Genomic DNA, 13,712 nt, shown 5'->3' on the forward strand with positions numbered 1-13,712 from the left:
AATTCTTCTTGGTTTGAAAGTTTTCGTCATTAAATCTGGGCGGCCCGGCAGAGGCTGCCGGGCCGGTCGGTATGCCCGCGCGCAGAATATCGCGCGGGAATGGGGACCCGGTCAGGCCGGAACGGCCGAAAGGTTCGAGGCCGCGATGCAGGTCACGTGCCGGTGGTCGGTGCCGCAGCATCCGCCAAGGACCTGCGCCCGGGGCAGAAGCCGACGGAGTTCGGCATAGTCGCGGCCCAGCTCCTCGGGGTTGCCGGGATCGAGCTCTTCGGCCTCGTCGAGTTCCGCGTGGCTGAGGCGCGAGGCATTGGCACGGATGCCACCGATGCGCTGTAGCCAGCCCTTGTCGCCGGTGAGGCGGTCACGGAAATGATCCGGGTGGGCGCAGTTGACCATGAAATAGGCCGCGCTTGACCCGGTTTCCGCATCCGCCGACAGGATCGCCTCACGCAGGGGCGTTCCGTCGGGCAGGTTGCCGTCTGTTTCGACCGTGAAGGACGGAACGCAGGGCATGCCGGCCTTTTCGGAGGCGCGGATGATGCCGACGGCCTCGGCCACGGTGCTGAGGGTGAAGGCGGCGATCATGTCGGCCTCGGTCTGGGCGAACCATCCGATCTGTTCCTCGTGATAGGCCTCGGATTCCCGGGCGGTCATCGCGAGATCGGGACGGTAGCCATCGCCGCGCGGGCCGAGATTGCCCGAGATGACGATCGGTTGGCCAAAGCTCGATTCCTTTCGCAGGTCGGCCAGCATCGCGATGGCGCGACGGTTCAGCCGTTCGAGATCTGCCGGGCAGTGACCGATCTGCTCGCCCCAGTCGCGGCTGGCCCGCCATGTGGGCGCCTCGAGGATGAAGCCGGTGTCGTGCTTTTTCGCGATTTCGAGGTGCTGGCGGTAGTAGGCGCGCAGCGAGTCCCGGCCCTTGTCGGTTTCCAGAAGCGTGTAGGACGCGAAAAGCGGCAGGTCGTAGCCTTCGTTGAAGATCAGGTGGGTTTCCAGACCGCTGTCGGTTAGGAAGATATCGTCTTTCAGTTGCGGCAGATCGTGGCGGTACATGGCCATGATGGTTTCTCCTTTTCGGGGGGCGCTGCGTCCGTTTCTGCGAAGAGACGCCCGGGTTTCGATGGGAGAGTGATGCCGTGCTGGCGTGAAAACCGCGCTTTGCGCAGCGTCAGGCTGGCGTGAAAAGAGCCATTATTCTCGTGAAAACCCGTTGCTTTATGCGGTTGGGGCGGTTTTCACGCCGAGAGTCGGCTGGTTTTCTCGGAGCCTTCGATCTTGGCCAGCAGGGCTCGGATGCGGGTTTCGTCCGGGGCAAGGCCGTGGGTTTCGGCGAGCGTCACCGCGACCGTCGCCTGATCGAGCGCCAGTGTGTGGTCCTTGGCGGCAAGCGCGATGCGCGACAGGACGATGCGCAGCCGCAATTCGTGCCGGTAAAGCGATTGCGCCTGGATCGGAGGGAGGAGTTTCAGCGCGCGGGCCTGCGCCTCATCGGTGTGACCCTGAAGCAGGAGCCCTTCGGCCAGCGCGACGGCGACTTGTGAATGCAGCACGTAGTCTTGCCCGAGTTCGGCGGCGCGGGCTTCGACCCGGCGCAGCAGGTCCATGGCGCGGTTGACCTCGCCCGTGGCAAGGAAGATTTCCGCCTTGGTGCCGGTGCGCCAGATGGTCGAGGCCTGAAAGATAGCGTCGGCGCGTTCGGTATCGCGCTGGGCTTCGTCCAGTTCGCCTTGCAGCAGGTGGATTTCGGCGCGGCTGAACCGGGCGTGCTGGCGGTCGGCGGGGCGCGCGCTTTCATCGGCGATGCGGATCGCTTCATTCACGCAATCATGCGCCTGATCGAACCGGCCGCTGAGCGCATAGACGGCGCCGAGGTGCCCGAGGTACCAGACCGCGCGCGTGCCAAGGTGGTCCCCGCGTACCATGCGGTTATCGCGGGTCCAGTAGGTCAGATCGGGTTCCAGCGTGTCGATGGCGGAGAGGGCGGCGCATTGGACGCGGAACGCCTGACCCCGGGCAAGACGGGCTTCGGCGGCAAGATAGGGATCGCCGCAGAGCTCCGCCTGCGCGGCGCATCGGGTGGCGGTGGAGAGCGACTCGCGCACGAGGCCCAGCGTGCTTTCGGCATAGCTGCGGTGCAGGAGTACACGGCCAAAGAGCCCGGGATCGCCGATCTGCTGCGCCATATCCTCGGCCTCGCCCAGAACCCGTTCGAGTTCCTGTCTTTCACCCAGCAGCATCAGCGCCGGGCGCAGGCGAATGCGGGTTTCGATGCCGGTGCGCAGGGTCTCCTCGCTGGCCGGCAGGTGGTTCAGCGCGACGATGGCATCGTTGTAGTGACGCCGGGCGGCCTGAAAGATCGACAGGTCATGGGCGCGGTCACCGGCGATGCGCGCATAATGCGCGGCGGTCTGCCATTGCTCGCCCAGGAGCGCGTGCCGGGCGAGGGTGCCGGCCATTGTGTCGGAGGCGGTATCCTGATCGCCCGAGAGAATGGCGACGGCTTTTTCATGCAGGTCTTTGCGGGTGCCGCGCAGGATGCTTTGATAGACCACGTCGCGGATCAGCGCGTGGCGGATGTACCATTCGCCGGGGCGGCGCCCGCGATAGAGCATCTCGGCCGAGGTCAGCGCCTGAAGCGCGTCGCGGAACTGGGTGGCGGGCATGTTGGCCAGCGCCTCGAGATGGGTCTCGGACACCTCGGCGCCCAGCACGCTGAAGGCCTGAAGCAGGGTGCGCGGGCCATTGTCGAGCCGGTCGATCCGGGCGGCGATGACGCCGCGCACGGTGATCGGTACGTCGAGATCTTCGAGCGGGCGGGTGACGATGTTACCGTCATAGCCGGGGACAAGATCGCCCTTGGCCTGCAATTCGCGCAGGACTTCCTCGATGAACAGGGGGATGCGCCCGGCGTGGCTGGCCAATGCGCTGCGGATGTCGGCATGTTCGGGCGCATCGCCGATATGGGCCGCGATCAGCGCCTCGGCTTGCGATTGTTCAAGTTCGTCGAGCATCAGGACGTGGACATGGCTGCGGGTGGACCAGTCGGGCTGGAATTCGGGCCGGGCGGTGCCAAGCAGGAGCAGCCGGGCCGCCCCGAGCGCGCCGACAAGCTGGGCGAGCACCTCGCGGCTGGCGCTGTCGATCCAGTGGAGATCTTCGAGAACCAGCACCAGCATATCGTCCTGCGCGATGTCTGCGAGGATGTAGCCGATGGTTTCGACGATGCAGTGGATCTGCTGGCTGGGGCCGAGCGCTGTCCAGTCGGGGCCTGTCCCGCCGTCGCCGGAGAGCACCGAAATGCCGGTGCGCACGAGATCTGGCAACGCCTCGGGCAGGTCGGGCAGACCGTTCTGCGCACGACCCGAGCGCCATTCGCGCACCAGCATTTCTGGCAGGCGATAGGTGAAATCCACGTCATGTGCGGTGAGCCCAAGCCGTAGGGTCCGCGTTCCGGGCGGCAATCGGCGCTGGAATTCATGGGCCAGCCGCGATTTGCCAATGCCCGGCAGACCCGAGAGCAGCGCGACCTGCGCATGGGTCGCGGCGCGTTTGAGAAGGTCGCTCAGCACCGCGACCTCGATAGCGCGGCCCTGAAAGGGGGAGAGGTTACGGCTGGCCAGCACGTCCCAGCCGGTGCGGGCGTCGGTTTCGCCCTTGAGCGCACTGACGGGAAGCGCGCCGGAGAGACCGGGGACGGTCACCGGGGCAAGGTCGGCGAATTCAAACCAGCCTTCGGCGCCGAGGCGGGCGGCGGCGCTGAACAGGCATTGGCCAAGAGGTACTGTGGCGGCAAGGGCGCGCGCCGTCATGGCCACGGGGCCAAGGAAGGGATTATCGGGTGCCAGCGCGCCCCGCGCCGGGGTGACGACCAGACCGGAATGGGCGGCGAGCGCGGCATCCTGATTGATTTCAAGCAGCGCGAGGGCGGCTTTGCCCGCGTTCACGGCGTGGTTCTCGGCGGTGCCGCTGAGGCCGAAGAGACAGGTCAGGCCGCTGGCATCGGCGTGGACGACCCGACCGCTGTGGCGGTCGATCAGGGCGGTCATCTCGGCATACCATGAGCTGTCGAGTTCCTGCGCGAGCTCGGGGTCGACATCCAGCGCAGGCGCGGGCAGGGACAGGCTGAGCGCGGTGGCGACGCGCCTCTCGAACTGGGGATCTTCCCTGGGCTGCGGGGCGGGCGGAAGCGGGCTGGTGATTTCCTCCGCTGGCGGCGCGGGGGTATAGGCCGGGGTATCCTGACCGGCGCGGATCGATTGGAACAGGTCCGTGGTTTCCTGTTCCGGCGCGGTGGCGAGCTCGGTGCGCAGCCGGTCCGCGAGATCGCGATAGGTGGCGATGGCGGCGTTGCGCCGACCCTGCCGCGCGCAGGCCAGCATGACGATGCGGCTGCTCAGCTCGTCATAGGGATCGACGGTGAGGCAGCGGCGGGCGACGGTCTCGGCTTCGACAAAACGGTGCCGGTCGATCAGCGCCTGCGCCCGGGCCTGCGCCTTTTCGAGGGCGAGGCTTCGGAGGCGGGCGCGTTCCTCGGTGAGCCATGCTTCGAGCGCCTCTTCGCGCGGGTCGTGACCGGCAAGGAAATCGCCGCGCCAGATGGTCTCGATCTCGGTCTCGCCGGGGGCGATCAGTTGCGCCACGTCGCTGTCGAAACCTTCCGGGTCGAGCCCGACAAAACGGATATCGGTTTGCAGGATGCCCTTGTCGGCCCCGAGGGACCGGCGGATCTGGTAGACCGCCTGCCGCAGCGAGGTCCGCGCCTGTTCTTCGTCCCGGCCCGGCCAGAACAGGGTCGAGAGCCTTTCGCGGCTGTGTACCAGACCGGGTGACAGCACGAGGAGCGCGACGAGCAGTTCCGCACGCCGGGTCGGCAGGCGCAGGCGGGTGTCGCCGCGCCAGAGCTCGAATTCCCCGAGTAGGTTGACCTTGATCCGGCTCATGTCTTGTCTTCAATGCTTGGTCGGGCGGCGTGTCGCGCCCGCCCGACGGTTTGCGAATGTTTTATGTCAGAAAATAGATGGCCCGTTATGGCCGCTTTGGTTCAGCCGATCAAGAATACCGTGATCACGCGCGGAAATCGACGCGTCGGGGGCAGATTTTCAAGGCGTTTCAGGCCGCTTTTGCGTGAATATTGCGCTGCACGGTAAGGGCGAGCAGGTCGCCCGGCCAGCGGTCGAGATGGGCCGCGATCTGCTTTGCGTCAAGCTGCGCTGCAAGGATGGACAGGTGCGAGAGCGTGCGCCTGTCCGCAGTGAGCGGGGCGAAAAGACGGTGCGATATCGTACCGGCGGCCCTGTCACGCGCCGCGAGGAGATAGCTTCGCGCGGCGTGAAACAGGATACAGCCGGGGCTGAGACGCAGCGCCTGACGCAGCAGGTCATCGGCGGTGTCCGGATCGCTGTGCAGGCTTTCGATAGCCCGTTCGAACAGGGCGGTCGAAGCATGTGTTGCCCCGTGGATCTCCCAGCCGTCCCGCCCGCGCACGGGTTGCGCCGGTAAGGAATGTCCCATGATCTAGCCCTCGTTTTGCGAGCTTGGTGCAGGTCGCAACCGGGCCATCACATGGGCGTCGGTATAGGCACCGTCGAGAAAGACGAAATCCTTCATCGTGCCTTCGATCCGGAACCCACGGCTTTCGTAGAAGCGGATGGCAGAGGTATTGCTGGTCCAGACAAAAAGCTGCAAGCGCCGGATCTGAAGCCAGCGGTCGGCCATGTCGATCATCCGGTCGAGCAGTTCTTGCCCGACACCCGCGCCCCGGTGATCGGGGTGGGTGGCGATCATATCGACCTCGGCGCAGTGCCAGTGGCGAGGCAAGCCGGGATAGGTCACCAGCTCGCCATAGCCCGCTACGGCACCGTCGCGCAGGGCGACCATCTTGTAGGTGCCGGGCACCTCTTTGATGCGGTTTTCGACCCAGGCGCGGGGTTCGACCGGCAGCCGCATGGTGCCGCGATTGACGTGATCGGACTGGCAGATCTCGATCACCGCGTCGAGATCGTCGGGGCGGACGGATCGGATTTCCATGCCTGTTGCGGCTCCATCGGGGGACAGGTTTCTCGTTACGAATACCATCTGAATTCTCCAGCGTCATTTACGGATCGGGTCGGGATGATTCCCGGCCGATTTAGGGCCACCTACGCCTGGGTCGTGAAAACGGCAGCGTATGGCGCGTGAAAAATCACGCGTTTCAGGCCGTGAAAGGCCGGAAACTGCTGGAACTTTCGCTGAGTTGGGGAGGCGGGCGTCTAGCGCTCGCCCCGCCGGTAGGGTTGCATCAGCGCCTGCGGCACCCGCGCGCGGCGCGCCATCAGGATCAGGGCGACGATGGAGAGCACGTAGGGCAGCATGAGGAACAGCTGATAGGGAACGCCCTCGACCACGGTTTGCAGGCGCAGCTGGTAGGCGTCGAAAAACGCGAAAAGAAGCGCACCGAGCAGGGCGCGGGCGGGCCGCCAAGAGGCAAAAACCACGAGCGCCACGCAGATCCAGCCGCGGCCCTGGATCATCGTCGGGAAGAATGAGTTGAAGGCGGCAAGCGTCAGGAAGGCGCCGCCCATGCCCATCAGCGCGGAACCGGCCATGATCGTGCCGATACGGAGCCAGATCGGGTCGATGCCCTGCGCGTCGACCGCATGGGGGTTTTCGCCCGCCATGCGGATCGCGAGGCCCAGCGGCGTGCGGTAAAGCACCCATGCGAGCAGCGCCACCATCACCAGCGCCAGATAGGTCGGCGCGGTCTGGTTAAAGAGCACCGGGCCGAGAAATGGGATATCGGCGAAAAGCGGAATTTCCAGCGGGCGGAACGGTTCGACCGTGGGCGGCGAAGAGGCGGTGGGCACGGCGAGGCGGAAGACGTAATAGGAAAAGCTCGACGCGAAGAGGGTGATGCCGAGACCCGTCACATGCTGGCTGAGACCCAGTGGCACGGTCAGCAGTGCGTGGAGAAAGCCGAACATCGCGCCGCCGAGTGCTGCAACCAGCATGCCGGTCCAGAGATCGCCGCCGGAATAGACCGTGAGCCAGCCAATCATCGCGCCAAAGGTCATGATGCCTTCGATGCCGAGGTTGAGCACGCCGACCCGTTCGCAGAGCAATACGCCGAGGGTGCCGAGGATCAGGGGCGTGGCGATGCGCAGGACCGCCTCCCACATGCCGACCGAGGCGAGGATATCGAGAAAGACGCTCATCTGCGGATCCTGTATTGCGCGAGAAAGATCGCCACCAGCATGGTGAGCAGCGACAGGGCGACGGTGACGTCGGCGATGTAGGAGGGGATCGAAAGGGCGCGCGACATGCTGTCGGCCCCGACGAACATGACCGCCGAGAACAGCGCCGCGCCGATCACGCCGATCGGGTTCAGGTTGGCGAGCATGGCGATGACGATGCCGGAATAGCCGTAGCTGGGCGACAGGTCGGTGGTGACGTATCCCTTGACGCCCATGACCTCGATGGCGCCGGCCAGACCGGCCAGACCGCCCGATAGACAGGCGACCGCGATCAGCGTTCGGCCAAGCGGAACGCCCGCAAAGGCGGCGGCGCGCGGGTTCAAACCGGCGGCACGGGCGCGCATGCCGAAGACGGTGCGGGCCTGAAGCCACCAGACGGCGATGGACATGGCCAGCGCGATCAGGAGACCCGCGTGCAGACGGGTGCGCTCCATCAGCTTGGGCAGGATGGCGCTGTCGGGGACCGGCACCGATTGCGGCCAGCCGAAGGCGAGCGGGTCTTTCATCGCGCCTTCAATCATCAGCGAGACAAAGAGCACGGCGACAAAGTTCAGCAGCAGCGTCGTCACCACCTCGTCCACGCCGAACCTGAGCCGCAGGCCCAGCGGGATCAAAAGCAGGATCATGCCCGCGATGGCACCAACAGCAAGGCAGAGGAGGATGGTGATCGGCGCGGGCAGGCTGGCCATGATCGGCAGCATCCCGAGCGCGGGCACGGCGAGCGCGCCGAGGTAGAGCTGGCCCTCGCCGCCGATGTTCCAGAGCCGCGCGCGGAAGGCCACGGCGGCGGCAAGCCCGGTGAGGATCAGCGGCGTGGCTCGGGTAAGGGTTTCCGACAGGCCAAGGCGAGAGCCGAAAGCGCCCTTGAGGATCAGCCCGTAGGCGCGGATCGGGTTTGCCCCGGCGATGGCGATAAGCAGGCCTGCCACGACCAGAGCGGCGAGGATCGCGCCGATGGGGGCCAGCACGGTGAGCAGACGGGAGGGATGGTCGCGGCGTTCAAAGCGCATGCGTGTTCTCCGCTTCGATGGCCTCGGCAGCGGTCCAGTCCCCGGCCATCATCAGCCCGAGAAGCTGGGCATTGGCGCGCTCTGCGGGGATCGCGGGCGATAGTCTTCCGTTCACGATGGCGCGGATGTTGTCGGAGAGGGCGATCACCTCGTCGAGATCCTCGGAGATCAGCAGCACGCCCGCGCCACGGCCCCGCGCTTCGAGCAGGCGTTCGTGGACGCCGGCGATGGCGCCTTCGTCGAGGCCCCGGCTGGGCTGGGCTGCGACGAGGATATCGGGCCCGGCTTCGAGCACCCGGCCAAGGATCAGTTTCTGCATGTTCCCCCCGGATAAGAGCCGGATGCGGCCATCGACGGTGGCACCGCGTACGTCATAGTCCTTGATGATGTCTTCGGTCGCGGTACGGGCGGCGGCGCGGCGTACCACGCCGCGCCGGGAAAAGTCGGGCGACCAGATGCGTTCGAGCACGGCGTTTTCCCATGTGGCCATGTCGCCGATGGTGCCCTCGGCGTTGCGATCCTCGGGGATGCGGCCGATCCCGGCGGCGATGGCATGGGGCACGTCATGGGTGGCCACGGTCTGGCCCTTGACGAGCAGGGCGCCGGAATCCGGGGCCATCAACCCCGAGACCAGCCCGGCGAGCGTGGTCTGCCCGTTTCCGGAAACGCCAATGATGCCAAGGGTTTCGCCCGCCCGTAGATTGAAGCTGATGCCTTGCAGCGATGCGCCGCCCTTGCCGCTGACATGTAGGTCCACTCCTTCGAGCAGCACCGCGCCGGGGGTCGCAGGCGGTCGGGCCGGGCGTTCGACCTTGCGGCCCACCATCAGCTCGGCGAGTTCCTCACGCGTGGTGTCCGAGGTACGCCGTTCGGCAACGACCTTGCCGCGCCGAAGGACCACGACGCGATCCGAGGCGGACATGACCTCGTGCAGCTTGTGGCTGATGAAAATGAGCGACAGCCCTTCGCCGGTCATCTGCCGCAGGGTGGCAAAGAGGCTTTCGGCCTCTTGCGCGGTCAGGACGGCGGTGGGTTCGTCGAGGATGAGAATGCGGGCATCGTTATAGAGCGCCTTGAGGATTTCGACACGCTGGCATTCGCCGACCGAAAGGTCGGAAACGCGGGCGTCTGGATCGACCTTTAGCCCGAAGCGGGCGGAGAGATCGACCAGTTTCCTGCGCCCCGCTGCCCGGTCCGAGCGCAGCTTCCACAGGGGTTCCGTGCCGGTCATGACGTTTTCCAGCACCGTGAGGTTCGGGGCCAGCGCGAAATGCTGATGCACCATGCCAACGCCCGCGCGGATCGCGGCGCGGGACCGGCCGGGGGGCAGTTCCTGACCTTCGACGCGAACGGTACCTTCGTCGGCGGTGTAATGGCCGAAAAGGATCGACATGAGTGTCGTCTTGCCCGCGCCGTTTTCGCCCAGAAGCGAGACGATCTCGCCCTTGTCGAGATGCAGCGAAACATCTTCGTTCGCGGTGACATGGCCGAACCGCTTGGTGATGCCGGAGAGTTCAAGGACAGGAGTCATGCAGGATTTCCAAAGAGCGGGATCGGGTGCTGCCAGCGGTTTTCGGATTCGAGCGTGGCACCAAGGGACAGCAATTGCAGGTCGCCGCCGAGGGGCGCGATGAGCTGGATTGGCAGGGGCAAGCCATTGGCATCGCTACCAAACGGCAGGGTCAGCGCCGGTGCGCCAGTAATATTGGCCAGCGCTGCGTAGGGGGCAAAGGCGTCCATACGGCCCAGATGGGCGGTGGAGTCATCGTGATCCATCGGGAAGGCGCCGAGCGGCAGCGGGGCCGAGGAAAGCATCGGCGTCAGCAGGATATCGACCCGGTCGAAGAGGGACCAGAGCTGGTAGGCGGCGGTCGCGCCTGCCTCGGTCGCGGACCAGAGATCGGTTGCTTTCATCGACAGGCCCTGTTCGATGAAGGCCTGGGTCAGCGGTTCGGTCAAACTGGCATCGAGACCGTTCTGGGAAAGTGTCGCGAGGTTGGCCGCGATGATCCGTCCGAAGGCGCGGGCCGAGATTTCGCGGATCCGGGCAAGGTCGCTCGCCGGAATTTCGACGATTCGGTGACCGGCGGACTCCAACGCGCGGGCGGCCTCGGGGAGAATGGCAGCGCGGTCGGGGGTGATGTTGTCGGTACCGGTCTGAATGCCGATGGTCAGGGGGCCTTCGGTCTTTCGTTGAACCGGTGCGGGAGAGAGGCCGCGTGGATCGCCGGTGAGGCAGGGCCAGAGCGCCTGCGCGTCGCGGATCGTGCGGGTGATGGCGAATTCGCTGGCGATGCCGCCGAGATGATTGCCGAAACCGGGACCGCCGGGCATGGCCCCGCGCGAGGGTTTCAGCCCGACCAATCCGCAGCAGGCAGCGGGGACGCGGATCGACCCGCCCGCGTCCGTGGCATGGGCGAGCGGCACGATACCGGCGGCAACGGCGGCGGCGCTGCCGCCCGAGGAGCCTCCGGCGCTAAGATCGGGGTTCAGCGGGTTGCGGCAGATCGGACCGGTCGCCGGTTCGCTGGAGAGCGCAAGGCCGAATTCCGGCACGGTGGTCGCGCCGAAGGGGCGGAAACCGGCGGCGCGGAACCGGGCGGCAAGATCGCTGTCGGCTGCGCCCTTCATCCGGGCGAGGGCGGCCGATCCAGCGCGCATGGGGATGCCTGCGAACGGTCCGCCCAGATCCTTGGCCAGCAGCGGGACGCCCGCGAAGGGGCCATCGCTGGCGGGATCCGGGTCATCGGGGGCGATCCAGCAGGTGGCTCCGAGGTCTTGGACCGCGTCGGCCCGGCTGCGGGCCGCGCGCATGGCGTCATCGGCGCTCAGGCTGCCATTGGCGATGTCTTTGGCTAGGCCGAGCGCATCTTGCATTTCGTGACCCGTGTCTTTCACGCCGGGCACCGGTAAACATCCTGCCCCCGAAAGGGGCAGGATCCTTGCATATGCCGGAAGGGTCCGGCCATTGCGATCAGGCCGGTTCGTCGAAGTTGCGCGGTACTTCGAATTCGCCTGCCTTGATGGCGGCGCGGACCTCTTCCATCTTGGCAACCGCATCCGCCGGGGCGACTCCCTCGACATAGGTGATGTCGTTGCCGCCGTCTTCCATCAGGCTGAGCGGCGTGTAGTTCTTGCCGACCGGGTTGCCGCCGGTGGCATCGGCCAGCGCGGAATCGAGCAGCGGGCGGAAGGACCAGAGCGCGTTGGCAAAAACCGTGTCCGGGTAGCGCGGCGTATAGTCGATCAGCGAGCCGATCGCCTTGATGCCGCGTTCCTGCGCCGCGTCCGCCGTCCCGATGCGTTCGCCGAACAGGATGTCTGCGCCGCTGTCGATCTGGGCGAGACCGGCTTCGCGTGCTTTCGGCGGATCGAAGAAGGTGCCGATGAAGCTGACCACGTGGTTCACGTCGGGGTTCACCGCTTTGACGCCATCGGCAAAGCCGTTGATCAGCATGTTGACCTCGGGGATCGGGATCGCGCCGACCGAGCCGACGGTGCCGGTTTCGGTCATCGCACCGGCGAGCATGCCGCAGAGATAGGCCGCTTCCCAGTTCCAGGTGCCGAAGACGCCGAAATTGTCGCCCGCCGCTTCGCCGGAGGAGCCCATGAGGAAGGCGGTATCGGGATAATCGCCCGCGACGGTGCGCGCTTCGCGTTCGACCGCGTAGGATTCGCCGACGATCAGAACGTTGCCTGCCTCGGCATATTCACGCATCGCGCGGGGGTAGTCGGTGCCCGAGACGCCTTCGGAGAAGGTATATTCGATCACGCCTTCTTCGTTGGCGGCGACCATGGCCGCGTGCAGGACCGAGTTCCATGCGTTTTCGACGGGGGAGGCGTGGATGCCTGCCACTTTGACCACACCGGACTGCGCGCGCAGGATCGACGGGGCGAAAAGCGTGGAAGCGCCGAGGGCGGCGCCGGTGCCGAGAAGGCGGCGGCGGTTCATGAGAGTGGGTTTCATGTCAGTGTTCCTTGTCCCTGTTCGCCCCCTGCACAGCATCGGGCGTTTATGATTGCCTTTGAAATGGCATGGCAGAAGTCAGCATGCCGAAGCCGGTTCCTGTCAAGGCCGCGGGTCACCGCGGACCGGGGCCAGCCTGTGCAAGTGCCGCTTAAATGGTCATTTTCTGACCATTTGGTCAAGAAGCGTTTACCGGCGCATAATCGGCCGGGTCGACGGTTTCGGGGCGGCCGTCGAGCGAGAGGCGACTGCGTTCCGGGGCGGTTTCGGCGATCACCTTGCCCCGGCGGATGACCTTGAGCCGGTTCGGGCGCAGGCGGATCGCCTCGGTCACGTCACGGGCCTGCAAGAGCACCATGTCGGCATGGCAGCCGGGTTCGAGCCCGTAACCGTCGAGCCCCATGATCCGGGCGGAATTCACCGTGACGGCGTCGAAGAGCGCGCGCTTGTCTTCGATCGAGCCCATCTGCGTGGCATGGACGGCCATATGAGCCACGTCGAGCAGGTCGCCGGTGCCCATCGAATACCAAGGATCCATGACGCAATCCTGCCCGAGGCCGACGGGAATGCCCATTTCCATCATCTGCGGGATGCGGGTGAGGCCGCGCCGTTTCGGGTAGGTGTCATGGCGACCCTGCAGCATCATGTTGATGAGCGGATTGGGGATCGCGGCCATGCCGGATTCGGCCATCAGGGGCAGCAGTTTTGAGACGTAGTAATTGTCCATCGAATGCATCGAGGTCAGGTGCGACCCGGCGACCCGGCCCTGAAGACCAAAGCGTACGGTCTGGGCAGCGAGGGTTTCCACGTGGCGCGACAGCGGATCGTCGGTTTCGTCGCAATGCATGTCGACCATCAGGCCCCGGTCGGCTGCGAGGCGGCAGAGCGCTTCGACCGAGCGGGCGCCATCCGCCATCGTGCGTTCGAAATGGGGGATGCCGCCGACGATTTCCACGCCCATGTCGAGAGCGCAGGTCAGGGCTGCTTCGGCCTCGGGGGCGCGGTAGTAGCCGTCCTGCGGGAAGGCGACGAGCTGAAGATCGAGATAGGGGGCGACAAGCTCTCGCACTTCGAGCAGCGCCTCGGCGGTGACGAGCCGGGGATCGGAGACATCCACGTGGCTGCGCACGGCGAGCAGCCCCTTGGACACGGCAAGGTCGCAGTAGCGGATAGCGCGTTCGATCAGGGCCTCTTTGGTCAGGGTCGGGCGCAGCTCGCCCCAGAGGGCAATGCCTTCGAGCAGGGTGCCGGAGCGATTCATCCGGGGCAGGCCGAGGGAGAGGGTCGCGTCCATGTGGAAATGCGGATCGACGAAGGGCGGGCTGACCAGCTGGCCTGCCGCGTCGATGGTCGCGGCGGACTCGCCGTCGATGCCCGGTTCCACGGCGGCGATGCGCCCGTTGCGGACGGCGATATCGCAAGCCGTACGCCCGTCGGGCAGGGTGGCGTTGCGGATCAGAAGGTCGAACATGGGAAATCCTGTCTTAGCATGTTGGGGCTTCT

Annotated in this window: 10 protein-coding genes; all 10 read right to left on the reverse strand. The window is 66.1% G+C overall.

Annotation, left to right across the window (positions count from 1 at the left end; translation table 11 throughout):
* Positions 1–111: 111 nt before the first annotated feature.
* On the reverse strand, positions 112–1,062 hold the full coding sequence (locus ACU0FH_RS19455; RefSeq protein ID WP_446196390.1) for a homocysteine S-methyltransferase family protein: 951 nt from the start codon (positions 1,060–1,062) through the stop codon (positions 112–114).
* Positions 1,063–1,238: 176 nt separating this feature from the next.
* Positions 1,239–4,943, reverse strand: a complete 3,705-nt coding sequence (locus ACU0FH_RS19460; protein WP_446196391.1) for an AAA family ATPase — start codon at positions 4,941–4,943, stop codon at positions 1,239–1,241.
* A 169-nt stretch (positions 4,944–5,112) separates the two neighbouring features.
* A complete protein-coding gene (locus ACU0FH_RS19465; protein WP_446196392.1) occupies positions 5,113–5,514 on the reverse strand; it encodes a hypothetical protein in 402 nt (133 codons plus the stop codon).
* A 3-nt stretch (positions 5,515–5,517) separates the two neighbouring features.
* Positions 5,518–6,078, reverse strand: coding sequence for an N-acetyltransferase family protein (locus ACU0FH_RS19470; RefSeq protein ID WP_446196393.1), 561 nt, complete (start codon positions 6,076–6,078; stop codon positions 5,518–5,520).
* Positions 6,079–6,251: 173 nt separating this feature from the next.
* Positions 6,252–7,193: an ABC transporter permease gene (locus tag ACU0FH_RS19475; protein ID WP_088633726.1), complete on the reverse strand. Its 942-nt coding sequence runs from the start codon at positions 7,191–7,193 to the stop codon at positions 6,252–6,254.
* Positions 7,190–8,242 (reverse strand): ABC transporter permease, encoded by a 1,053-nt coding sequence (locus ACU0FH_RS19480; RefSeq protein WP_446196394.1) that lies wholly within the window; start codon positions 8,240–8,242, stop codon positions 7,190–7,192. The genes ACU0FH_RS19475 and ACU0FH_RS19480 overlap by 4 nt, the downstream gene beginning before the upstream one ends.
* The gene (locus ACU0FH_RS19485; protein WP_446196395.1) at positions 8,232–9,773 is read right to left on the reverse strand and encodes an ABC transporter ATP-binding protein; all 1,542 of its coding nucleotides are present in this window, start codon (positions 9,771–9,773) and stop codon (positions 8,232–8,234) included. Before ACU0FH_RS19485 ends, ACU0FH_RS19480 begins: the two co-directional genes overlap by 11 nt.
* Positions 9,770–11,119 carry an amidase gene (locus ACU0FH_RS19490; RefSeq protein WP_446196396.1) on the reverse strand — a complete coding sequence of 450 codons (1,350 nt, stop codon included), beginning with the start codon at positions 11,117–11,119 and terminating at the stop codon, positions 9,770–9,772. Before ACU0FH_RS19490 ends, ACU0FH_RS19485 begins: the two co-directional genes overlap by 4 nt.
* Before the next feature lie 97 nt (positions 11,120–11,216).
* Positions 11,217–12,209 (reverse strand): BMP family protein, encoded by a 993-nt coding sequence (locus ACU0FH_RS19495; protein WP_446196397.1) that lies wholly within the window; start codon positions 12,207–12,209, stop codon positions 11,217–11,219.
* A gap of 178 nt (positions 12,210–12,387) precedes the next feature.
* Positions 12,388–13,680 (reverse strand): amidohydrolase family protein, encoded by a 1,293-nt coding sequence (locus ACU0FH_RS19500; RefSeq protein WP_446196398.1) that lies wholly within the window; start codon positions 13,678–13,680, stop codon positions 12,388–12,390.
* Positions 13,681–13,712: the final 32 nt, after the last annotated feature.

This window comes from Heliomarina sp. (genome assembly GCF_052826185.1).